Below are 21,023 nucleotides of genomic sequence, written 5' to 3' on the forward strand. Positions count from 1 at the left end.
CAAAAAGGCAGCCTGGGGCCTCAAGTACACCCGCTCGATCTCCGATCCGAAGTTCGAAACCGGCACCGTCGAAACCGACAAAGAACTGCTGCGCAACCTGGTCGCCTACTACTGCGTCCTGGAAGGCATCTTCTTCTATTGCGGCTTCACCCAGATCCTGTCCATGGGCCGCCGCAACAAGATGACCGGCGTGGCCGAGCAGTTCCAGTACATCCTGCGCGACGAGTCGATGCACCTGAACTTCGGTATCGATGTGATCAACCAGATCAAAATCGAAAACCCGCACTTGTGGGATGCCGAGATGAAGGAAGAAGCGACCCAGATGATTCTGCAGGGGACACAGCTGGAGATTGAATACGCTCGCGACACCATGCCTCGCGGTGTGTTGGGCATGAATGCGGCGATGATGGAGGACTATCTCAAGTTCATCGCCAACCGTCGCCTGTCGCAGATTGGCTTGAAGGAAGAGTACCCAGGCACCACCAACCCGTTCCCGTGGATGAGCGAGATCATGGACTTGAAGAAAGAGAAAAACTTCTTCGAAACCCGCGTGATCGAGTATCAAACAGGTGGTGCGCTGAGCTGGGACTGACGTAATGCTGTAGGAGCGAGCAAGCTCGCTCCTACAGTCAACGGCTTCAGTTCGACACCTGCTCCAGGAAAATCAACTGCAACGGCTCGCTGAGCAAAGCATCCGCCGTGGCAGCAAAGTGCTGGAAGTACGGCGTGGCAAAATGCTCATCCAGTGCTGCCTGGCTCTTGAATGCCTCGCGCATATAGAACGTGCCGGGTTCATCGCGTCGCTCGAACAATACGTAATCCAGATTGCCAGGTTCGGCCCGCGTCGGTTCGATCAGGCTCAGCAAGCCAGTCTTGAGCGCGTGCTCTTGGCCAGGTTTGGCCTTGAGTACGGCGAGGGATACCAGGGGTTTGGGCATGGCGATGTCTCTTTGAGTGGGTGGGTTGGAACAGCCGGCAACAGCGGTGAACATCACGGCATACAGCCAGGGTTTGATCGGTGTTCTCATGGGTGTCGCTCGCAATGGATTGAAGCCATCGTTGCCCATTTGGCGACGCAGAAACACCGACTAAACACGCTTACACTTTCTTCAAAGGCTTGAAAATGCCGCACTCCATCAAGACCCCTTGCGTCGGCCTGTGCTCCACCGTCTACGGTGATCTGGTCTGTCGGGGCTGCAAGCGCTATCACCACGAGGTGATCCAGTGGAATGGCTATAACGCCGAGGAAAAACAGGCGGTATGGCTGCGTCTGGAACAGCTACTGGTGCAGGTGATGGCCAGCAAGCTGGAAGTGTTCGACCCACACTGCCTGCGACAGCAGTTGGAGGCCCGCAAGATTCGCTTTATGCCGCACCAGTCGCCGTATTGCTGGGCATACCAGCTGATCGCGCGGGGTGCACGGGTGATTTCCAGGCTGGATGCCTATGGGTTGGCATTGCTGCCGGAGTTTCGCGAGCGCCACCTGGCGGATTTGCGCGATGCGATAGATCGGGAATTCTTTCTGCTTTCAGAGGCGCATTACGAGCGCTATATCGCCCCTGGATTCCTCAAGGATGCCTTCGGGCCAGCCTTGATCGCCACAGTCTAATGTGGGAGGGGCGGTGCGACGCTTCGACTTGCCCCCTCCCCAATCAGCAGGTCCAGGGCGCATCCCGTTCTGGCTGCAACCCGTAGAGATGAATCGCCCGCTGACACACCGCCGGCGCCAAACTCCCCTGCTCCACCAATGCCGTCAACGCTGCCAGCACAATATGGTGCCGATCCACCTCAAAGAAATCACGCAACGCCGCCCGTGTATCACTGCGCCCAAACCCATCGGTGCCGAGCACGGTGTAGCCCGAATCCACGTACGAGCCAATCATCTGCGGCACTGCCCGCACATAATCGGACACGGCAATCACCGGCGCGCCTTTGGGCAAACAGTCATGCAAATGACTGACACGCTTGATGCCCTGCGGATGCAGGCGATTCCAGCGCTCCACCTCTCTCGCTTCCCGCGCCAGTTCACTGAAGCTGGTGACGCTGTACACCGCGCTTTGCACCTGCCAGTCATCCATCAGCAACTGCGCCGCCGCCAGGGCCTCACGCACCAGCGTGCCGGAGCCGAGCAGGCGCACCTGCGCGTCCTGCGTACCCTGCAAGCGATACATGCCCTTGATGATCGCGCCTTCCACGCCTTCCGGCAGGCTGGGTTGCGGGTAGTTTTCGTTCATCAGCGTCACGTAGTAGAACTCGTCGACATCCTGCTCCAGCATCCGACGCATACCGTGGTCGAGGATCACCGCAAACTCACCGGCGAACGCCGGATCATAGGCGCGGCAATTGGGCACGGCGTCGGCAGCAAGGTGGCTGCTGCCGTCCTGATGCTGCAAACCTTCGCCGCCCAGGGTGGTGCGCCCGGCCGTGGCGCCGAGCAGGAAGCCCCGGGCACGCTGGTCGGCAGCTGCCCAGATAAGGTCGCCCACGCGCTGAAAACCGAACATCGAGTAATAGATATAGAAGGGCAACATGCGCAGGCCATGCACCGAGTAACTGGTCGCGGCGGCCACCCAGGAACTGATGGCGCTGGCTTCGCTGATGCCTTCTTCCAGGATCTGCCCGTCGGTGGCTTCGCGGTAACTGAGGATCGAGCCGATGTCTTCCGGCTCATAGTGCTGGCCGACACTGGAGTAGATGCCAATCTGCTTGAACAGGTTGGCCATGCCAAACGTACGCGCCTCGTCGGCAACGATGGGCACGATGCGCGGCCCCAATTGTCCGTCTTTGAGCAAGTGGGTGAGCATACGGACGAAGGCCATGGTGGTAGACATTTCCTTGCCTTCAGCGGCCGTGGCGAAACCCGCATAACCGCTCATGGACGGCACGCTGACCCGCGCTGCGAGCTGGCTGCGGTTGGGCACGTAACCGCCCAGGGCCTTGCGGCGCTGGTGCAGGTAGCGTAACTCCAGGCTGTCATCGGCCGGCTTGAAAAAACTCAAGGACTCGACCTGCTCATCCGACAGCGGCAATTGGAAACGATTGCGAAAGGCAATCAGCGCCTGGCGATCAAGCTTCTTCTGTTGGTGAGTGGTCATCTTGCCCTGCCCGGCTTCGCCCATGCCAAAGCCCTTTTTGGTCTGGGCCAGGATCACCGTGGGTTTGCCCTTGGTCCGGCGGGCAGCGTGGTAAGCGGCGTGGATCTTGACCATGTCATGGCCGCCACGCTTGAGGCGGTCGATCTGATCATCGCTCAGGCCCTCGACCAGCTTGGCCAGGGATTCACTCTGGCCAAAAAAATGCTCGCGGTTATAGGCGCCATCCTTGGCGGCGAAGGTTTGGAACTGCACATCCACGGTGTGCGAAAGGGTTCGGACCAATGAGCCGTCGGCGTCCTTGGCTAGCAACGCATCCCAGTCCGAGCCCCACACCAGTTTGATCACGTTCCAACCGGCCCCGCTGAACAATGCCTCCAACTCGTCGATGATGCGTCCATTACCGCGTACCGGGCCGTCGAGGCGTTGCAGGTTGCAGTTGACGACCCAGGTCAGGTTGTCCAGGCCCTCGCGGGCGGCCAGGGTCAGGGCTGACATGCTTTCCGGTTCGTCCATTTCGCCGTCGCCGAACACGCCCCACACATGGCGGTCCGAGGTGTCCTGCAAGCTGCGGTGCTGCAGGTAACGCATAAAGCGCGCCTGGAAAATCGAGCTGATGGGGCCAATGCCCATGGAACCGGTGGGGAACTGCCAGAAGTCGGGCATCAACCATGGATGGGGATAGCTGGACAGCCCGCGAGCGCCCTCCTTCGGGCCACCGATTTCTTGGCGGTAGTGGGCCAGATCCTGTTCTGTGAGGCGCCCTTCAAGGTAGGCACGGGCATAAATACCGGGCGCCGAATGGGGCTGGTAGAACACCAGGTCACCGCCGGATTGCTCGCTGCGTGCGCGGAAAAAGTGGTTGAAGCCCACTTCGAACAAATCCGCGGCGCTGGCGTAACTGGCGATATGCCCGCCCAGTTCGCCATACGCCTGATTGGCGCGCACCACCATGGCCAGGGCATTCCAGCGCACCAGCGAGGCGAGGCGCTCTTCGGTGGCCAGGTCGCCGGGAAAAGCCGGCTGCTGCTCGACGCTGATGCTGTTGATATACGGTGTGCCGTGGCGGGGTTTCCAGTCGATGCCCGGCGCACCGCCTTCGCGGGCCAGCAGGTCTAGAATTTCGCGGGCCCGGGCGGGGCCGGCATTGGCCACCAGCGAGGCCAGGGCATCACGCCACTCATCCAGCTCCTGCTGATCCTGCGCCGTGTGATTGACTGCGTGGGCGAAACCGTTCATGGGCACCTCCGGACTTTTTTTCCAGTTTATGTCGGTGCTGAAGGATTTTTTGCCTGTTATCAGGCTCACCCAACAGAATTTTGAGCATGAATCACTGTAGATCGGCTTTATTCCAGCACGTTGTGCTCATGCACCCGCAAACCCGGCAATTGTGTTTAAAATGCCGCCCGCCCGATGACTGACGCACAACGATGAACCCAGACGCACTCGCTACCCTTCACGCCCACTTGCTGACCGCCCTGGCTGACGCACCGGTGGAAACCCGGCGCCTGTTCCATGGCCGCGGCCGTTGCTGGCCGGGCCTGGAACAACTGACGGTGGACTGGCTGCAAGGGGTGGTGCTGGTGGCGCTGTTCAAGGAAACCGAGCACCTGCAAGCCCTCAAGCAGACGCTGCTGAACATCGACTGGGCGAGCTTTGGCGCGCACACAGTGGCGCTGCAACACCGCTACCTGCCGCAAAGCACCACCGAGTGGTTAGTGGGTGAGGCCATCGATGAGCTGACCATCACCGAGGGCGGCCTGCGGTACCTGATCGACCTGGGTAAAAAGCAGAACAGCGGGCTATTTCTCGACATGCGCTACGGGCGCAACTGGGTGCGCGAACAGGCCCAAGGCCAGCGCGTGCTGAATTTGTTTGCCTATACCTGCGGTTTTTCGGTGGCCGCCATCGAAGGCGGCGCCGACCATGTGGTGAACCTGGACATGGCCCGTGGCGCCCTCAGTCGTGGCCGCGACAACCATCGCCTGAACGGGCATGACCTGAGCAAAGTCACCTTCCTGGGCCACGACTTGTTCAAGTCCTGGGCCAAGGTCACCCACAGCGGCCCTTACGATCTGGTGATCATCGACCCGCCGTCATTCCAGAAAGGCAGCTTCCTGCTGACCAAGGACTACCAGCGCGTGCTGCGCCGCCTGCCGGACTTGCTCACCGCCCAAGGTACGGTGCTGGCGTGCATGAACGACCCAGCCTTCGGCGAAGATTTCCTGATCGACGGTGTAACCCGCGAAGCACCGGGCCTGCGCTTTGTGCAGCGCCTGGACAACCCGCCGGAATTTCCCGACGTCGATCCGCAAAGTGGGCTGAAGGCCCTGGTGTTCCGTCAGGGTTGATGCCGAATCGTCCTACGCTTGCTACGCTTGCTACGCTTGCTACGCTTACGCAGACACCGGGCGGTGAACCTTATCCCCCTCTTCCCGGTCGATACCTGCATTCCCCGGCCAGACTCGACGGCGCTACGTTGTCGGCTGCCCCGTTTGACCTTTTGGAGAACCGCCCGTGATATCGACCCTGCATGTAGCCAGACTCAAAGCCTGGGGCGCCCACGGCTTTACTGCCACCGGAGTGGTACTGGCCTTCCTGGCCACCCTGGCGCTGCTGGAAAACTCCCCCAAGGCGTGCCTGCTGTGGCTGGGCCTGGCGCTGGTGGTAGATGGCGTCGATGGCTCGCTGGCGCGACGGGTGAATGTCAGCACGGTATTGCCCAGCTTTGACGGCTCGGTTCTGGACCTGGTGATCGATTACCTCACCTATGTGTTCATCCCCGCACTGTTTATCTACCGCTATATCGACCTGCCGGAATTTACCCACCTGTTTACGGTGTCGGTGATTCTGGTGTCTTCGCTGTTCTGCTTTTGCAATGTGAACATGAAGAGCAAGGACAACTACTTCGTCGGCTTCCCCGCCGCCTGGAACGTGGTCGCCCTGTGCGTGTACATCATCCAGCCTGACGCCTGGGTCACCTTGCTGACCGTGATCGGCCTGGCCCTGCTGACCGTGACACCGATGAAGTTTTTGCACCCATTCCGGGTCAAGCGCTTCATGCCGATCAATATTGCGGTGACTACGATCTGGTTACTGTGCAGCTTTTTGATGGTGGTGGACTATCCCAACACCAACCCGTGGACGTTCGGATTGTGGTCGCTGATGTCGGCGTATTTCCTGGGCATTTGCATCTGGCGTACGGCGCTGGAATGGCTGGGCGCGCACAAATGACCGAGCACGCTCGGTAAAAATGTGGGAGGGGGCTTGCCCCCGATAGCAGTGGGTCAGTGACCAATAAGCTGACTGACCCACCGCCATCGGGGGCAAGCCCCCTCCCACATTTGAGTCACATCGCAGTAAGATGCTGGCTTTCTGCGGCCCTCCAACAATAAGCCCTGCCCATGCCCTTCGAACTCAGCGTTGACCTCACCACCCTGGCCATCCTGGCCGTCGTTGCCTTTATCGCCGGTTTTATCGACGCCATCGCCGGCGGCGGCGGGCTGCTGACCACTCCGGCTCTGCTCACCGCCGGTATGCCGCCTCACCTGGTACTGGGCACCAACAAACTCAGCTCCACCTTCGGCTCGGCCACCGCCAGTTTCACCTTTTACCGGCGCAAGCTGTTCCACCCGCGCCAATGGGTGCACGCCATCGTCGGTACATTGATCGGCGCACTGACCGGTGCCGTGGTCGCCCACTACCTGCCCGCCGAAACCCTGAACAAGATGCTGCCGGTGATCGTCTTTGCCTGCGGGGTGTACCTGTTGTTCGGCGGTACGCCAAAGGCGCCGGTGGATGCCGAAGCACCGATCAAGAAGAAATGGCAGGCCACCCAGGGCTTTGGCCTGGGCTTCTATGACGGCGTGGCCGGGCCTGGCACCGGTGCATTCTGGACCGTCAGCACGATGCTGCTGCACCCCATCGACCTGGTGAAGGCCAGCGGCGTCGCGCGCAGCATGAACTTCGTCAGCAACGCGGCGGCGCTGACGGTGTTTATCATCAATGGCTCGGTAGACTGGATCGTCGGGCTGGCGATGGGCGTGTCAGTGATGTGTGGCGCGTTCTTTGGCGCACGCAGCGCAATCAGCGGCGGCGCCAAATTCATTCGCCCGGTGTTTATCACCGTGGTGCTGGGCCTGACCGTACGCCTAGCCTGGCAGCACTGGTTCAGCGTGGCCTAAGCGGCGGGCCACGTAGAGGTCGATCAGGTAACGAGCAATCGAACGTGACGCCGGCAACGGCGGCAGTTCGTGGATGTTGAACCACTGCGCATCCTCGATCTCGTCGGCCTGGGGCACGATGTCGCCACCGGCGTACTCGGCGTGGAAACCCAGCATCATCGAATGGGGGAACGGCCAGCACTGGCTGCCCATGTACTGGATATTCTTCACTTCTATCTGCACTTCCTCGCGCACTTCGCGGATCAGGCAGTCTTCGGCCGATTCGCCGGGTTCGGCAAAGCCGGCCAAGGTGCTGTAGACCCCTGTGACGAACCGTGGCGAGCGCGCCAGAAGAATCTCGTCACCACGGGTCACCAGCACGATCATGCTCGGCGAAATCCGTGGGTAGCTGCGCAGGTCGCAAGGCGCGCAGTACATCGCCCGCTCCCGCGGGACCTGAACCATGGCCTGGCCGCAACTGCCGCAGAAACGATGCTCCCGCGCCCAGGTGCCGATCTGGGCGGCGTAGCCCAGCACTCTGTAGAGAGTGTGATCGCCCTGTAGCATGAAACCGCGCAGCCCCTGCCAACTGCACCCTGGCACATCGGCAGCACTGTCGAGTTCCAGCAAGTACACCGGTTCACCATCGAGGTGGCCGATGCCGTGTTCAGCGAACACCGGCAGGTCCTGACGCTTAAGCCACTCCCGAGGGAACAGAGGGCCATTGGCGTCATGCAAAAAGCCCTCACGGCTGCGGGCGACGGCCCAGCCGCCGACGGCGTCGTTATCCAGCAGCGTTGTGGTAATCCAGCCTGGGGTCATATCAGTCAATCCACGAATTCGGGTTTCTGCTTGCTCATATGGGCCGCAATGGCCACGCGCAAGTCGTTGGATTGCAACATAGCCGAGTTCCAGGTGGCAACGTATTCCAGGCCGTCATTGACTGTGTGGTCACGCATGTAGCTGATCATGGCTTTGGTGCCGGTCACGGCGATTGGCGACTTGGCGGCAATTTCATGGGCGATTTCCATAACGCCGGCCAGCAGGCTGTCCTGATCGGCATACACGCGATTGACCAGGCCGATGCTGCGCGCTTCTTCGGCGCCAAACTGGCGACCGGTGTAGGCCAACTCACGCAACATGCCGTCGCCGATGATGCGCGGCAGGCGTTGCAAAGTGCCTACGTCAGCGGCCATGCCGATGTCGATTTCCTTGATCGAGAACTGCGCGCCTTCGGCCGCGTAGCGCATGTCGCAGGCGCTGATCAGGTCAATGGCCCCGCCAATGCAGTAGCCCTGGATTGCCGCGAGTACCGGCTTGCGGCAATGGTCGACCGCATTGAACGAGGCTTGCAGCTCGAGGATCTTGCGCCGTAACAGGCGCGCATTACGCCCCACGTCCTTGCTGAACTCATTGGCTATCGAGGCCAGCATCATCAGGTCGATACCCGAAGAGAAATGCTTGCCCGCACCACTGAGCACCACGGCGCGCACGGCATCGGTGTCGTCGATCCATTGGAAGATGTCGATGATTTCGGTCCAGAACGCCGCATTCATGGCGTTGATCTTTTCCGGGCGATTGATCTGCACATGGGCAACGTTGCCGCTCAGTTCGACAACGAAGGCTTGGTATTCGGACATGGCAGTGATCCCTGACTGGCGATTGAGAAAGGCCAGACTATATCAAGGGTGCGCCACGGCGCATCGGCCAAAAGCGGGACTGGCCACGGTGAGGGAAAAGACGCTGGATAAAACCCGGTGCACACGCCATCCTTTGCGCTTTAAGCCGCCCCTGTCAGCGGCGCTCGACGTTTTAAGGATATGCCATGCACGCCCAACCCCTCGCTCCCGCCGATTTCGACTTCATTGACGCCACCTTGCTCAAATACGGTGAAGACCACTCGGTGCTGAACATGGCCGAACTCGACGGTTATTTCACCGCCCTGGTTTCCAGCCCGGCCAAGGTGGACGTGGCCGAGTGGTTCCCGGCGATCTGGGGTGGGCAAAACCCTGAATGGGACAACATGGACGAGGCCCAGGATTTTCTCGAACTGTGTGTACGCCATATGAATACCCTGGCCGCTCGATTGGCCACCGACTCCCAGGCGTTCAAAGCCCGTTTCGATGAAACCGAACATCAAGACCAGGCGGTGACGCTGGCTGAAGAATGGTGTTTTGGTTATGTGCGAGGTGTGACGATCGGCAACTGGCCGCCATTGCCCGCCGAACAAGCCGGGCAACTGGAAAAAATCACCGGGTGCGCCGAGCAGGACAATTTCGAACTACCGGCGGACCTGGATATAAACGCCCATCAACAGCAGGTCAGCGAAATCGAACCGGCTGCACGGGCGCTGCATGACTACTGGTTGAGCCAGCGTTAAGCCGGGCTTGCTGGCCCCGTCCTACATTTGAATCGGAGCACATTTCAGAAAAATCACGCAGATCACTTGCTCACTCGACAAGCATGGCGTGTTTGCCTGATTATTCGGGTCCGCACGTCGGCCACTCCACGCCACCTCGCCTTGACCAGGAGCCTTGTACCTTGAGTTCGCAAAAAACCGTGACCGTTACACCGCCCAACTTTCCTCTCAATGGCAAGGTCGCGCCCCCCGGCTCCAAATCCATTACCAACCGCGCCCTGTTGCTGGCGGCATTGGCCAAGGGCACCAGCCGTTTGAGCGGTGCGTTGAAAAGCGATGACACTCGCCATATGTCAGTCGCCCTGCGTCAGATGGGTGTGAGTATCGATGAGCCAGACGACACCACGTTCGTCGTCACCAGCCAAGGCTCGCTGCAATTGCCTGCCCAACCACTGTTCCTCGGTAACGCCGGGACTGCCATGCGCTTTCTCACCGCCGCCGTGGCCACCGTGCAAGGCAGCGTGGTGCTGGACGGCGATGAATACATGCAAAAGCGCCCGATTGGCCCGCTGCTGACCGCCCTCGGCCAAAACGGAATTCAGGTCGACAGCCCCACTGGCTGCCCGCCCGTGACCGTGCATGGCACAGGCAAGGTACAAGCCAGGCGCTTTGAGATCGATGGCGGCTTGTCCAGCCAGTATGTATCGGCCCTGCTGATGCTCGCGGCCTGTGGTGAGGCGCCGATTGAAGTGGCGTTGACCGGCAAAGACATCGGCGCCCGTGGCTACGTGGACCTGACCCTGGATTGCATGCGCGCCTTTGGCGCCCAGGTTGAAGCCGTGGACGATACCACCTGGCGCGTCGCCCCGACCGGCTACACCGCCCGGGATTACCTGATCGAACCCGACGCCTCGGCCGCTACCTACCTGTGGGCCGCCGAAGTGCTGACCGCTGGCCGTATCGACATCGGTGTCGCGGCCCAGGATTTCACCCAGCCGGACGCCCAGGCCCAGGCCGTGATCGCCCAGTTCCCGAACATGCAAGCCACGGTGGTCGGTTCGCAAATGCAGGACGCAATCCCGACCCTGGCCGTGCTCGCCGCTTTCAACAACACCCCGGTGCGTTTTACTGAACTGGCGAACCTGCGCGTCAAGGAATGTGACCGTGTACAGGCACTGCACGACGGCCTCAATGAGATCCGCCCAGGCCTGGCGAGCATTGAGGGCGACGACCTGCTGGTGGCGAGCGACCCAGCCCTGGCCGGCACCGCGTGCACGGCGCTGATCGACACCCACGCCGACCACCGCATCGCCATGTGCTTTGCCCTGGCCGGGCTGAAAGTTTCGGGGATTCGCATCCAGGACCCGGACTGCGTGGCCAAGACCTACCCTGAGTACTGGAAAGCCTTGGGCAGCCTGGGCGTTCAATTGACCTACTGACACGCCGATCGTGAAACTTCGCCGGGAGCGTCAATGACCATTCGCCAACCCTGCCCTCCCGGCGCCTGTGTGTGCGAGCGTGAACAACTGCTGGAGGCGCCCGGCGCGGACCTGCGCATCCTCCAGTTGACGCGACAGCAGGAAAAAATCCTGCTCGAACGCCTTGAAAACCTCAAGAGTCTGCAAGACCTTGAACACATGCAGCAGCGGATGTACGAGCAACTGGGCATCCGCGTGCACATTGCGCCTGGGCATACCGAGGTCAAGAGTATGCGCGGGATCCAGATCGTTATCGACGAGTTGCCGGGCATGTGCCGCAAGACTCGTCAATCGATCCCGGCGTCGATCCGCCGCGGCCTGGAAAAACGCCCCGAGATTGCCTACCGCTTGCTCGATGCCCACGACCTGTTTCGCGACACCTGAATCACCCCGCGACTGTCTCGCGCTGGAACATCCCCTGCCCCACAGCTTTGGCCGTGTGCAAATGCGCCTGGGCGCCCCCGCTCTCCGAATCCAGCAGCAGCTTGGACGTCAGCACCTGCGCCCCGCAGTAATCAAAGATGCCGTAATCGATCTGGGTGTGCATGGCCTTGGCATAGCCGTGCCGTTCGAAAGCGCTGTCATCCGCGCCCCCGAGGGCCAGCAGGTGCACCTGCAAGTGGCGCAGTTTTTTCACGACGGGTGTGTCGGGGCCATAATCAATCGCCCAGCCGTTGACGAACACGCGGTCGACCCAGCCTTTGAGCAACGCCGGCATCGACCACCAGTAGATCGGGAAAGCCACCACCAGCGCGTCGGCGCGCTCGATACGCGCCTGTTCGGCCAGCACATCGGCCGGCGGAGTTGCATGAGCGCGGTGCACCTGATGGTCGGCGGCGGTGTAGCGTGGATCGAACCCTTCGGCGGAAAGGTCGGCGATTTCGAAGGTGTGGCCGGCGGCGGTCAAACCGGCGCCTACCTGAGCCGCTACGCTATGGGTGAGCGATTTCCGGTCGTGATGAGCTACTACGATCAAGGCGTGCATGACTTTAACTCCTGACAGGATTAAGCTACGTTTAGTAAGTTACGCCCCTTAAGTTACTTTTGGTATATAAACATGTCAAGCAGTGAATCCCCTGCCCCACGTCGGCGCTTGTCCCGTGAAGATCGCCAGCGCCAATTACTCGATGTGGCGTGGCAATTGGTGCGCGAGGAAGGCACCGACGCCCTGACCCTGGGCCGCCTGGCGGAGCTGGCAGGTGTGACCAAGCCGGTGGTCTACGACCACTTCACCACGCGTGCGGGATTGCTGGCGGCGTTGTATGCCGATTTCGATGCGCGCCAGGACCAGGTCTTTACCGAGGCCATCGACACCAGTAAGGCGACGCTAGAGGACCGGGCATGGGTGATCGCGTCGGCGTATGTCGATTGCGTGCTGTTGCAGGGCCGGGAAATCCCCGGAGTGATTGCCGCGCTGAGCGGCTCGCCGGAGCTGGCGGTACTCAAGCGCGAATATGAGGCGATCTTCCTGGAAAAGTGCTCCAACGCACTGTCACCGTTCGCCTCGGGCGGCGGTGTTTCCAAGGCCGGCTTGCGCGCTATGCTCGGTGCGGCGGAAGCCCTGTCTCATGCGGCAGCCAATGGCGAGATCAGCCGTGAGGAGGCCCAGCAGGAATTGCTGGCGACCATCCTGGGGATGGTCCAGCGGGTCAAATCGTAGGAAACCGCTGCTGGATGTACAGCTGCACCTTGCGCGTCAACTGATCCAGATGCCGGTCACGCTGTTTTTCAGCGTCGACCATGGCGCGCTTGCCGTGCTTTTGCAGCAGGTAGGTATGAATCTGGCGCACTTCCAGCGAACGATAGATCGCTGCCACATCCAACACCCCCATCAAGCCATCGGTGCCGTAGTCCCGGGTGTTCATCAGCACTTGGGTGCCACGTGCGCCGCGCACCTGAAACCCCATGGCCTCGAATACCGGGACCTTCTCCACCGCACAGGCCAGTTCGGCGTGGGGATAGCGCGCCAGCACATCGCCTAGCATTAGCTTCGCCACGCCCTGGCGACGAAAGCCGGCCTGCACCGCCATAAAGGCAATGCCGCAGGCTTGAGGGTCGTTCTTGACCGGCAGATACAGGCAAAAACCGACAACGGTTTCGTCCTGCATCGCCACGACCAGCTCGACGGCGATGCCCTTCTCGCCATTCAACGCCTCAAGGTACAAGTGCACCTCAAACCCGATGGCGTACTGGTAGATGTTGTAGAGCAAGTTACTTGGCGCCAGCGCGACACTGCTGATGTCGGTGAGGTTGTCCACCACCATCTGCAGGATCTGGCTATTGACCGATTCGGGGCACGGCGTGGTGTAACGGGTAAGGCTGAACATGCAAATTCCTGGAGTTTCGCGTCAAGGCAGCGGCGATTGTACCTGTTGCAGGCCGCTCATGGCCCGCACAGTGAACGCAGGTAACGGGCCTTGCCGCCTATCTTGCTGCACTGATCGTGTTGGACACATATTGACAAGCTAAATTCGTAACGACTATTGTCTGACAACCTGATTACCAAGGTTTCATCATGCTTGAGCTCCAGCGCCCCGACTCGCTTGTCGTACGGGTTGTCAGCGCCATTCGCGCAGAAATCGAATCCGGCCAACTGGCTCCGGAGTCGCGCCTGCCTACCGAACAGCAATTGGCTGAACAGCTCAACGTCAGCCGCTCTGTGGTGCGCGAGGCCATTGCCCAGCTCAAGGCCGACGGTGTTCTCACCGCCCGCCGGGGGTTGGGGTCGTTCATTTCGCAGACCCCGGCCGGCACGGTGTTCCGTTTCCCGCAGCAAAATGGGCGACGGCCTGACCTGGCGCAGATGTTCGAAGTGCGCCTGTGGATCGAAACCCAAGCCGCCTCGATTGCCGCCCAGCGCCGTGACGCCGCCGACCTGCAACGCATGGAAAGCGCCTTGCAGGCCATGCAGGACCATCGCGACGACTTTGAAGCCGCAGCCCTGGCCGATGTGGAATTCCACCGCGCCATTGCCGACGCCAGCAAGAATGACTACTTCGTGGCCTTCCATGACTTCCTCAGAAGCCAGCTGGCGAGCGCACGCAAGACCGCCTGGGAAAACTCTGCCTCGCGCTTCGCCACCGGCTCGGCCGATGCGACCCAGGAACACCAGCAGCTCTATCAGGCCATCGCCGACGGTGATGCCCAACGCGCCGCTGCCAGTGCAGAGGCCCATCTGCGTGCATCCGCACGGCGCTTGCAACTGGAACTGCCTCCCATCAACTGATCGACTTTTTAAAGCGTGTCCCCGGACACGCCATTTTTTTAACAAAAACATTAGTCTGACAACCTGATAAGCAGACCAAAATGTCTAACCTTAGGTACTCCCAGCAATGATTCACGACTTTTGCATTATCGGCGGCGGCATCGTCGGCCTCGCCACTGCCATGGAACTGCTCAAGCGCCAACCCGGCGCATCACTGGTTATCCTGGAAAAGGAGCCGGTGCTGGCCAAGCACCAGACCGGCCACAACAGCGGCGTGATCCACGCCGGTATTTACTACGCCCCCGGCAGCCTCAAGGCCGACCTGTGCAAGCGCGGTGCCGAAGCCACCAAGCAGTTCTGCCGCGAACACGGGATCAAGTTCGAGGTGTGCGGCAAGCTGCTGGTGGCCTCCAGCCCCCTGGAAATGCAACGCATGGAAGCCCTGCACGCCCGCGCCCAGCTCAACGGTATGCAGGTCGAGCGCCTGGATGCCGAGCAACTGCGCGAGCGTGAACCAAACATCGTCGGCCTGGGCGGCTTGTTTCTCGATGCCACCGGCATTGTCGATTACCGCCAGGTGTGCGAGACCATGGCCCAGGTGATTCGCCGCAACGACGGGCAGATCTGCCTGGAACGCACGGTCACTGCGATCCACGAAGACACCGATAAAGTCACGGTCCATACCCAGGGCGAAACCTGGCAGGCGCGGCACCTGGTGGTGTGCGCCGGTTTGCAATCGGACCGCCTGGCTCGCCTGGCCGGGATCAGTATCGACCATCAGATCATCCCGTTTCGCGGCGAGTACTTCCGCTTGCCGGCGGCAAAGAACAACATCGTCAACCACCTGATCTACCCGATCCCCGACCCGCAGTTGCCGTTTCTCGGCGTGCACCTGACACGCATGATCGACGGCAGTGTCACCGTCGGCCCGAATGCCGTGCTGGGCCTGGGCCGCGAGAACTACCGCAAGTTCTCGGTGAACTGGCGCGATGTGGCGCAATACGCCAGCTTCCCGGGTTTCTGGAAAACCCTCTGGCAGAACCTCGGCTCCGGCACCACCGAGATGAAAAACTCTTTGTTCAAGTCCGGCTACCTGGAGCAGTGCCGCAAGTACTGCCCTTCTCTGACCCTCGACGACTTGCTGCCCTACGAGGCCGGTATCCGTGCCCAGGCAGTCATGCGCGACGGCAGCCTGGTACACGATTTCCTGTTCGCCCAAACCCCGCGAATGCTCCACGTGTGCAACGCACCTTCACCGGCCGCCACCTCGGCCATGCCCATCGGCGCGATGATCGCCGACCGTCTGTTCCAGCCTCAGTAATACCCGTACTGCCCGTTCACCCAAAAATAACTACAAAGACCAGAAGGAAATCCAGCATGTCGGCATCCGCCTCCATCCCCGGCACCGAAACGCCCGAACAAACCCGCAAGCGCCTGCGCAAAGTGGCCGCCGCCACCATCTTTGGCTCGATGCTGGAGTGGTACGACTTTTACCTGTACGCCACCATGGCGGCCATTGTGTTTTCGAAGATCTTCTTCGATAACAGCGACCCGAAAACGGCCACGCTGATGGCCTTTTCCACCTTTGCCATCGGCTTTATCGCCCGCCCTTTCGGCGGCATTCTGTTCGGCTACCTGGGTGACAAGTTCGGACGCAAGCAGGTGCTGGTGCTGACCTTCTGCCTGATGGGCGTGTGCACCACGCTGATCGGCCTGATCCCCAGCTATGCCTCCATTGGTATCTGGGCGCCGATCCTGCTGGTGTTCATCCGCATCATCCAGGGGCTGGGCGCGGGTGCTGAACTGTCGGGCGCCGCGGTAACTTCCTACGAACACGCCTCCCATGGCAAGCGCGGCAGCCAAGGTGCCTGGCCGGCACTGGGGCTGAACCTGGGCCTGTTGCTGTCCTCACTGACCATTTACCTGCTGACCATCAACGGTAACGAGTTCTTGCTGGCCGGCGGTTGGCGCATCCCGTTTATCTGCAGCATCGTGCTGGTGGGCGTGGGTCTGTGGGTGCGTAACAGCATTCCGGAAACCCCGCAGTTCGAGGAACTGAGCAAGGAAAAAGCCAAGGCCAAGCCGTCGCCCCTTAAAGCGTTGTTCAAGAACGACCTCAAGGGCCTCGCCGTGGTGTTCTTTGTCGCGATTGGCTACAACGCCCTGAGCTATATCTTCAAGACCTTCTCCCTGGCGTACCTGACCCAATTCAAAGGTGTGGATGTACACGTCACCTCCCTGTCGGTGACCATCGCCAGCCTGGTGGCCATCGTGGCCGTGCCTTGCTTTGGCTGGCTGTGCGACAAGTGGAGCAGCAAGATTGTGTTGATGCTCGGCGGTCTGTGCTCGCTGCTGTTCGCCTACCCGTTCCTGGCCCTGCTCAACAGTGGTGAAAGCCTGATGATCTATCTGGCCATCGGTGTGGGCACCGGTATCCTTGCGCCGATGATGTTTGCGCCCCAGGGCTCGTTCCTGAGCCGGCAATTCCCGACCCAGACGCGCTCATCGGGCTTCGGCACCGGGCGCGAAATCGGCACCGCGATTGCCGGTGGCCTGGCACCGCTGGGCGCGCTGTCGATGGTGGCGGCCTCGGCCACTCATTCCACCGATGGCGTGGTGGTTATCCTCGCGATTTCCGCCCTGCTGGTGGTGGTGTTCGCCCTCTGCGATCAGGGTGCAAAACACTCGACATTCAAGAACTGAAGAAAAAAGTTCGGACCAACGGGTGCATGGATGCACCTGGATCGCGCATCATGGGCACTTTCAAGCTCAAGGGTAACGTCCATGCGCGTTCTGTCATTGATGATGGGTCTTACGACGCTGGCCGCCACTACGGTGTTCTGCGCCAGCGCGATGGCGAATGAAGAAAGTCAGTTAGTCCAACAGATCAACCAATACCGCAGCCAGGTGCAACGCTGCGGTGACCAGGGTTCACAGGAACTGCCACCGCTGACCAGCGACACACGGCTGGTGCTGCCGGCCTCCAATGTCGGCGACTTGCAGCAGTCGCTGGCGCGGGCTGCGTACCCTATGGTCAACGTGCAGGCCATCAGCCTGTCCGGGCCCAAGGATGCCGACGCCGCCATGAAAGCAGTGCGCGAAAGCTTCTGTCGGGTCGTACTGGACCCGCAATATGTCGACATCGGCGTCAGCAACAGCGGCCAGGATTGGCGCATCGTGCTGGCCCGCCCGCTGCTGACCAGTGGCCTGGGCGACTGGCAGACCGAAGGCAAGCAACTGCTGAACCTGGTCAACGCTGCGCGCGCCGAACCACATCAATGCGGCACCCAGGCGTTCAGCGCGACCACGCCGCTGTCGTGGAACGACACCCTGGCCAGCGCGGCCAACAGCCACACGCGCAACATGGCCAACGGCAACTTCTTCGACCACCTGGACCACGACGGTCGTACTCCCGGTGACCGCGCCGAACTGGCCGGGTATATCGCAAAGAACATCGGCGAAAACATCGCTGCCGGCCTCGATACCCCACGCAAAGTCGTGGACGGTTGGCTCGCCAGCCCCGGCCATTGCGCCAACCTGATGAACCCGCAATTTCGCGAATTGGGCGCGGCCTACGCGATGGACCCAAAAAGCGATGCGGGCATCTATTGGACAGGTGTATTCGCCGCTCAATAACCTGGATATTCGCGCTGAACTGGGAGCAGTCATTCAGGTCTGTTGCTTGGCAACCTGACGTTTCAGGCAATAGTCGAACCGCGGTAGATAAGGTGTTGACCCCATGATGAATTGGCTGCAAGGCAACAGCGACATGGCCGAGCGGGTCCGCCAGCATGATTGGGCCAGTACGCCCCTCGGCCCGCTGGAGCAGTGGTCCGATGTATTGAAGACAACCGTCGCGCTGTGCTTCGCTTCCAGGTTTCCCCAGGCCATTGTTTGGGGGCCTGAGTTGATTACGCTCTACAACGATGCATTCCGGCCGATTCTGGGCAACAAGCCGGAGGCACTGGGCCGCCCTTTCAGCGAGGTGTGGCACGAGGCCTGGAGCGAGATAAGCCCCATCGCCAGCGCGGCGTTCGACGGTCATGCCACCTATATTGAAAACTTCCCGCTGATGCTCAAGCGCAATGGCGCGCCGGAACAGGCGTATTTCACTTTTTGCTACAGCCCTATCCGCGACTCCCGAGGCAACGTGGTGGGCATGCTCGATACGGTGACCGAGACCACCTCCACCGTATTCCTCGCCCGTCGCCTGGCGGTGCTGGATGCCATCGGCAACGCCGTGGCCAGCGCCACCGACGCCGAAGCCATCATGACATCGACCACCCAACTGCTGGCGCAACACCTGCAAGTGTCGATTTGCGCCTATGCCGATATGGATGAGGATGAAGATGGCTTCACTATCCGTGGCGACTGGGCGGCGCAGGGCTCACCCAGCATCATCGGACACTACAGCCTGGCGGCGTTCGGCGAACGCGCGGTGAGGGCTCTGCGTGCCGGTCAGCCCCTGGTGATCCGCGATAACCTGATCGAACTGCCCGCCGATGAGTCGGCAACCTTCCAGGCGCTGGGCGTCACGGCTACCATCTGCGTGCCGCTGATCAAGGATGGACGTCTCACGGCGCTGATGGCCGTGCATGACAAACAGCCCCGCTACTGGTCGCCCTACGATCTGGCGTTGTTGGGTGAAGTGACCGAACGGTCCTGGGCGCACATCGAGCGCGTGCGCGCCGATGCCGCCGTACGCGAGGGTTTGGCGGCCTACACCGAACTCAACGCCACACTGGAGCAGCGCGTGGAAGAACGCACCCTCGCGCTGGCCCAGGCCGAGGCCGCGCTGCGCCAGTCACAGAAGCTTGAAGCCATCGGCCAACTGACCGGCGGCGTCGCCCATGACTTCAACAACCTGCTGACCATCATTCGCTCGTCAGTGGACTTCCTGCGCCAACCGAACTTGTCGCAAGAGCGTCGCCAGCGCTACATGAGCGTCGTCTCCGACACGGTGGAGCGGGCCAGTAAACTCACCAGCCAATTGCTTGCCTTCGCCCGTCGCCAGCCGTTGAACCCGCAGGTATTGGATGTCAGCCAGCGGGTACGCAACATCGGCGAGATGCTTGAAAGTGTCACCGGCGCCCGCATTCATGTACAGGTGCAGTTGCCCGATCAGCCGTGCTACGCACGCATTGACCCCAGCCAACTCGAAACCGCGCTGCTCAACATCGCACTCAATGCTCGCGACGCAATGGACGGCCAGGGCATCCTGACCCTCAAGGTCGCCACACAGCAAGCGCTGCCGCGCATCCGCGGTGACGCCGAGTCGCGCCTGCCGTACATCAGCATCTCTCTGACCGACACCGGCACCGGTATTGCCGGCGACACCATCGACCGTATCTTCGAGCCGTTCTTCACCACCAAGGCCGTTGGCAAAGGCACCGGGCTGGGCCTGTCGCAAGTCTTCGGCTTTGCCAAACAGTCGGGCGGCAACATCGATGTGGCAAGTACCCTCGGCCAGGGCACTGTGTTCACCTTGTATTTGCCCCAAGTGGAAGGCGAACCCGCCCCGCAGCAGGACGAACAGGAGCAACTTGTACCGCCGCAGGAGGCTGCCCAACGGCATGTTCTGATCGTGGAAGACAACCTGGAAGTGGGACGTTTCGCCAGCCAGATCCTCAAGGACCTGGGCTACAAGACCACTTGGGCGACCAATGCCGAGCAGGCACTGGCCCTCGCTGGCAACGACGCCCGAGCTTTCGACGCGATTTTTTCGGATGTGGTCATGCCGGGGATGACCGGCGTTGCGATGGCCAGACTGCTGCGTGAGCGGCGTCTGGACCTGCCGGTGGTACTTGTCTCAGGCTACAGCGAAGAGCTGGCGGACAGCGGTTATGAGGGGTTTGAGTTCCTCGCCAAACCCTACTCCGCCGAACAGGTCGCCAGGGCGTTGGTGAGGGCGATGTCCAAGGATCAGACCGCTACAGCCACCTGATCAAGACCTTGAGCCTTAGCGGTGCAGGTCTTCAAACCCGTCGCGCTCATCGGTTTGGGCCGCGCGGGTTGAAAGACGGTGTGTACGCTCCATTTGCCGAGTCAGGCGGAAGGCTTTTTCCAGCGCATCGGACAGTTTGCAGGTGGCCGTCACCACAAAAGATGAAAACACCAGCACCGCCAGGGCCACACCCACTTGCATCGGCGCCGGCTGGAACAACAGCCACAGCGTACAGGGCAACAGTACCAACGCCATCGAACTCAGGGTCATGTAGCGATAGGCCGAGTAGCAGGACACCGCACTGACTGACATCCCTACGGTAAAGAGCATCACCAGTACCTGGGACACTCGGTCATCAACCGGCATCACCGCCAGCGCCCCACCTCCCCAGATGCCCGCCGACAACATCAGCGTGATCCAGTAACGCACCTCCCAACGCTTTGGGGTGCGCTTGCTGTCGGGGCAGCGAAACCACTGCACGAACATGTGCAGGCGCAGCAGTGACGAGCAACCCAGCAGCACCAGCCATACCAGAATGATCCGATGATCGAAGCGATCCCAGCACAGCCAGCAAAGCATGGCGGCCCCCAGATAACTGCCGAAGACGGCCGAGAACGACTGGCGAAACAGTTGGTGCAACCGGTCGGTTCGCACTTGCTGCTCGATGATGGGATCCTGATCTTGCCCATGTCCAAGGCTGTTCATGCAATGCGCCTGTGTCGATTGCGACGGCAAAGGCGCCATTGTGGCACCCTGCCAGTATCGGGAACAACTGCATCAGC

The 21,023-nt window shown here is 61.0% G+C and carries 20 protein-coding genes and 1 pseudogene; 14 read left to right on the top strand and 7 right to left on the bottom strand.

Features of this window, described 5'->3' with window-relative positions; translation table 11 throughout:
• The coding region (locus E4O98_RS22935; RefSeq protein ID WP_219273132.1) for a ribonucleotide-diphosphate reductase subunit beta at window positions 1–592 on the top strand (592 nt) is incomplete at its 5' end.
• 46 nt (window positions 593–638) lie between these two features.
• Here the strand turns inward: E4O98_RS22935 and E4O98_RS22940 are convergent.
• Window positions 639–938, bottom strand: a complete 300-nt coding sequence (locus tag E4O98_RS22940) for a putative quinol monooxygenase (protein ID WP_032875681.1) — start codon at window positions 936–938, stop codon at window positions 639–641.
• Window positions 939–1,123: 185 nt separating this feature from the next.
• Between E4O98_RS22940 and E4O98_RS22945 the strand changes: the two genes are divergently transcribed.
• Window positions 1,124–1,609: a DUF1289 domain-containing protein gene (locus E4O98_RS22945; RefSeq protein WP_228309832.1), complete on the top strand. Its 486-nt coding sequence runs from the start codon at window positions 1,124–1,126 to the stop codon at window positions 1,607–1,609.
• A 43-nt stretch (window positions 1,610–1,652) separates the two neighbouring features.
• On the opposite strand, the gene mdeB is transcribed toward E4O98_RS22945, so the two are convergent.
• Complete coding sequence (gene mdeB / locus E4O98_RS22950; protein WP_248136328.1) at window positions 1,653–4,331, bottom strand: alpha-ketoglutarate dehydrogenase; 2,679 nt, start codon at window positions 4,329–4,331, stop codon at window positions 1,653–1,655.
• Between the two features lie 191 nt (window positions 4,332–4,522).
• Here mdeB and E4O98_RS22955 point away from each other — a divergent pair, with 191 nt between their 5' ends.
• The 3 genes from E4O98_RS22955 to E4O98_RS22965 all read left to right on the top strand — a co-directional run bounded on the left by E4O98_RS22955 (window position 4,523) and on the right by E4O98_RS22965 (window position 7,276).
• Window positions 4,523–5,443: a class I SAM-dependent methyltransferase gene (locus tag E4O98_RS22955; protein ID WP_148854530.1), complete on the top strand. Its 921-nt coding sequence runs from the start codon at window positions 4,523–4,525 to the stop codon at window positions 5,441–5,443.
• Window positions 5,444–5,609: 166 nt separating this feature from the next.
• On the top strand, window positions 5,610–6,326 hold the full coding sequence (pcsA, locus tag E4O98_RS22960) for a phosphatidylcholine synthase (RefSeq protein WP_032875693.1): 717 nt from the start codon (window positions 5,610–5,612) through the stop codon (window positions 6,324–6,326).
• Window positions 6,327–6,496: 170 nt separating this feature from the next.
• Window positions 6,497–7,276 (top strand): TSUP family transporter, encoded by a 780-nt coding sequence (locus E4O98_RS22965; protein ID WP_005788530.1) that lies wholly within the window; start codon window positions 6,497–6,499, stop codon window positions 7,274–7,276.
• On the opposite strand, the gene nudC is transcribed toward E4O98_RS22965, so the two are convergent.
• A complete protein-coding gene (nudC, locus tag E4O98_RS22970) occupies window positions 7,244–8,077 on the bottom strand; it encodes an NAD(+) diphosphatase (RefSeq protein ID WP_005788532.1) in 834 nt (277 codons plus the stop codon). The genes E4O98_RS22965 and nudC overlap by 33 nt on opposite strands.
• Before the next feature lie 5 nt (window positions 8,078–8,082).
• Entirely contained in the window at window positions 8,083–8,895 is an 813-nt protein-coding gene (locus E4O98_RS22975; RefSeq protein WP_032875698.1) for a crotonase/enoyl-CoA hydratase family protein, read from the bottom strand.
• A 185-nt stretch (window positions 8,896–9,080) separates the two neighbouring features.
• Here E4O98_RS22975 and E4O98_RS22980 point away from each other — a divergent pair, with 185 nt between their 5' ends.
• The 3 genes from E4O98_RS22980 to E4O98_RS22990 all read left to right on the top strand — a co-directional run bounded on the left by E4O98_RS22980 (window position 9,081) and on the right by E4O98_RS22990 (window position 11,476).
• On the top strand, window positions 9,081–9,635 hold the full coding sequence (locus tag E4O98_RS22980) for a UPF0149 family protein (protein ID WP_248136330.1): 555 nt from the start codon (window positions 9,081–9,083) through the stop codon (window positions 9,633–9,635).
• Between the two features lie 161 nt (window positions 9,636–9,796).
• Window positions 9,797–11,053 (top strand): 3-phosphoshikimate 1-carboxyvinyltransferase, encoded by a 1,257-nt coding sequence (locus E4O98_RS22985; RefSeq protein ID WP_194438370.1) that lies wholly within the window; start codon window positions 9,797–9,799, stop codon window positions 11,051–11,053.
• A 33-nt stretch (window positions 11,054–11,086) separates the two neighbouring features.
• Window positions 11,087–11,476: a hypothetical protein gene (locus tag E4O98_RS22990; protein ID WP_005788540.1), complete on the top strand. Its 390-nt coding sequence runs from the start codon at window positions 11,087–11,089 to the stop codon at window positions 11,474–11,476.
• A 1-nt stretch (window position 11,477) separates the two neighbouring features.
• On the opposite strand, the gene E4O98_RS22995 is transcribed toward E4O98_RS22990, so the two are convergent.
• Entirely contained in the window at window positions 11,478–12,077 is a 600-nt protein-coding gene (locus tag E4O98_RS22995; protein ID WP_248136332.1) for an NAD(P)H-dependent oxidoreductase, read from the bottom strand.
• Between the two features lie 72 nt (window positions 12,078–12,149).
• Here E4O98_RS22995 and E4O98_RS23000 point away from each other — a divergent pair, with 72 nt between their 5' ends.
• Window positions 12,150–12,752 (top strand): TetR/AcrR family transcriptional regulator, encoded by a 603-nt coding sequence (locus E4O98_RS23000; protein ID WP_005788542.1) that lies wholly within the window; start codon window positions 12,150–12,152, stop codon window positions 12,750–12,752.
• On the opposite strand, the gene E4O98_RS23005 is transcribed toward E4O98_RS23000, so the two are convergent.
• Window positions 12,742–13,419: a GNAT family N-acetyltransferase gene (locus tag E4O98_RS23005; RefSeq protein ID WP_223018922.1), complete on the bottom strand. Its 678-nt coding sequence runs from the start codon at window positions 13,417–13,419 to the stop codon at window positions 12,742–12,744. The two genes, E4O98_RS23000 and E4O98_RS23005, sit on opposite strands and share 11 nt — an antisense overlap.
• A 188-nt stretch (window positions 13,420–13,607) precedes the next feature.
• On the opposite strand from E4O98_RS23005, the gene E4O98_RS23010 reads away from it, so the two are divergent.
• The 5 genes from E4O98_RS23010 to E4O98_RS23030 all read left to right on the top strand — a co-directional run bounded on the left by E4O98_RS23010 (window position 13,608) and on the right by E4O98_RS23030 (window position 20,241).
• Window positions 13,608–14,318: a FadR/GntR family transcriptional regulator gene (locus E4O98_RS23010; RefSeq protein ID WP_078821451.1), complete on the top strand. Its 711-nt coding sequence runs from the start codon at window positions 13,608–13,610 to the stop codon at window positions 14,316–14,318.
• A 106-nt stretch (window positions 14,319–14,424) separates the two neighbouring features.
• Window positions 14,425–15,618: an L-2-hydroxyglutarate oxidase gene (gene lhgO / locus E4O98_RS23015; protein WP_032875718.1), complete on the top strand. Its 1,194-nt coding sequence runs from the start codon at window positions 14,425–14,427 to the stop codon at window positions 15,616–15,618.
• Window positions 15,619–15,674: 56 nt separating this feature from the next.
• Entirely contained in the window at window positions 15,675–17,000 is a 1,326-nt protein-coding gene (locus E4O98_RS23020; RefSeq protein WP_032875721.1) for an MFS transporter, read from the top strand.
• Window positions 17,001–17,081: 81 nt separating this feature from the next.
• The gene (locus E4O98_RS23025) at window positions 17,082–17,933 is read left to right on the top strand and encodes a CAP domain-containing protein (protein ID WP_005788547.1); all 852 of its coding nucleotides are present in this window, start codon (window positions 17,082–17,084) and stop codon (window positions 17,931–17,933) included.
• A 103-nt stretch (window positions 17,934–18,036) separates the two neighbouring features.
• Entirely contained in the window at window positions 18,037–20,241 is a 2,205-nt protein-coding gene (locus tag E4O98_RS23030) for a GAF domain-containing protein (protein ID WP_148854520.1), read from the top strand.
• A 45-nt stretch (window positions 20,242–20,286) separates the two neighbouring features.
• On the opposite strand, the pseudogene E4O98_RS23035 reads toward E4O98_RS23030, so the two are convergent.
• Window positions 20,287–20,985, bottom strand: a pseudogene (locus E4O98_RS23035) (GGDEF domain-containing protein); the annotation flags it as partial.
• Window positions 20,986–21,023 lie beyond the last annotated feature (38 nt).

Source organism: Pseudomonas sp. W2Jun17 (genome assembly GCF_023127795.1).
Taxonomy (GTDB): domain Bacteria; phylum Pseudomonadota; class Gammaproteobacteria; order Pseudomonadales; family Pseudomonadaceae; genus Aquipseudomonas; species Aquipseudomonas synxantha_A.

Bases quoted from the DNA above. Each gene is read 5' to 3' on its own strand.
- E4O98_RS22940 (WP_032875681.1), bottom strand. From the start codon at position 938: ATGCCCAAACCCCTGGTATCCCTCGCCGTACTCAAGGCCAAACCTGGC.
- E4O98_RS22945 (WP_228309832.1), top strand. From the start codon at position 1,124: ATGCCGCACTCCATCAAGACCCCTTGCGTCGGCCTGTGCTCCACCGTC.
- mdeB (WP_248136328.1), bottom strand. From the start codon at position 4,331: ATGAACGGTTTCGCCCACGCAGTCAATCACACGGCGCAGGATCAGCAG.
- E4O98_RS22955 (WP_148854530.1), top strand. From the start codon at position 4,523: ATGAACCCAGACGCACTCGCTACCCTTCACGCCCACTTGCTGACCGCC.
- E4O98_RS22965 (WP_005788530.1), top strand. From the start codon at position 6,497: ATGCCCTTCGAACTCAGCGTTGACCTCACCACCCTGGCCATCCTGGCC.
- nudC (WP_005788532.1), bottom strand. From the start codon at position 8,077: ATGACCCCAGGCTGGATTACCACAACGCTGCTGGATAACGACGCCGTC.
- E4O98_RS22975 (WP_032875698.1), bottom strand. From the start codon at position 8,895: ATGTCCGAATACCAAGCCTTCGTTGTCGAACTGAGCGGCAACGTTGCC.
- E4O98_RS22980 (WP_248136330.1), top strand. From the start codon at position 9,081: ATGCACGCCCAACCCCTCGCTCCCGCCGATTTCGACTTCATTGACGCC.
- E4O98_RS22990 (WP_005788540.1), top strand. From the start codon at position 11,087: ATGACCATTCGCCAACCCTGCCCTCCCGGCGCCTGTGTGTGCGAGCGT.
- E4O98_RS22995 (WP_248136332.1), bottom strand. From the start codon at position 12,077: ATGCACGCCTTGATCGTAGTAGCTCATCACGACCGGAAATCGCTCACC.
- E4O98_RS23000 (WP_005788542.1), top strand. From the start codon at position 12,150: ATGTCAAGCAGTGAATCCCCTGCCCCACGTCGGCGCTTGTCCCGTGAA.
- E4O98_RS23005 (WP_223018922.1), bottom strand. From the start codon at position 13,419: ATGTTCAGCCTTACCCGTTACACCACGCCGTGCCCCGAATCGGTCAAT.
- E4O98_RS23010 (WP_078821451.1), top strand. From the start codon at position 13,608: ATGCTTGAGCTCCAGCGCCCCGACTCGCTTGTCGTACGGGTTGTCAGC.
- lhgO (WP_032875718.1), top strand. From the start codon at position 14,425: ATGATTCACGACTTTTGCATTATCGGCGGCGGCATCGTCGGCCTCGCC.
- E4O98_RS23020 (WP_032875721.1), top strand. From the start codon at position 15,675: ATGTCGGCATCCGCCTCCATCCCCGGCACCGAAACGCCCGAACAAACC.
- E4O98_RS23025 (WP_005788547.1), top strand. From the start codon at position 17,082: ATGCGCGTTCTGTCATTGATGATGGGTCTTACGACGCTGGCCGCCACT.
- E4O98_RS23030 (WP_148854520.1), top strand. From the start codon at position 18,037: ATGATGAATTGGCTGCAAGGCAACAGCGACATGGCCGAGCGGGTCCGC.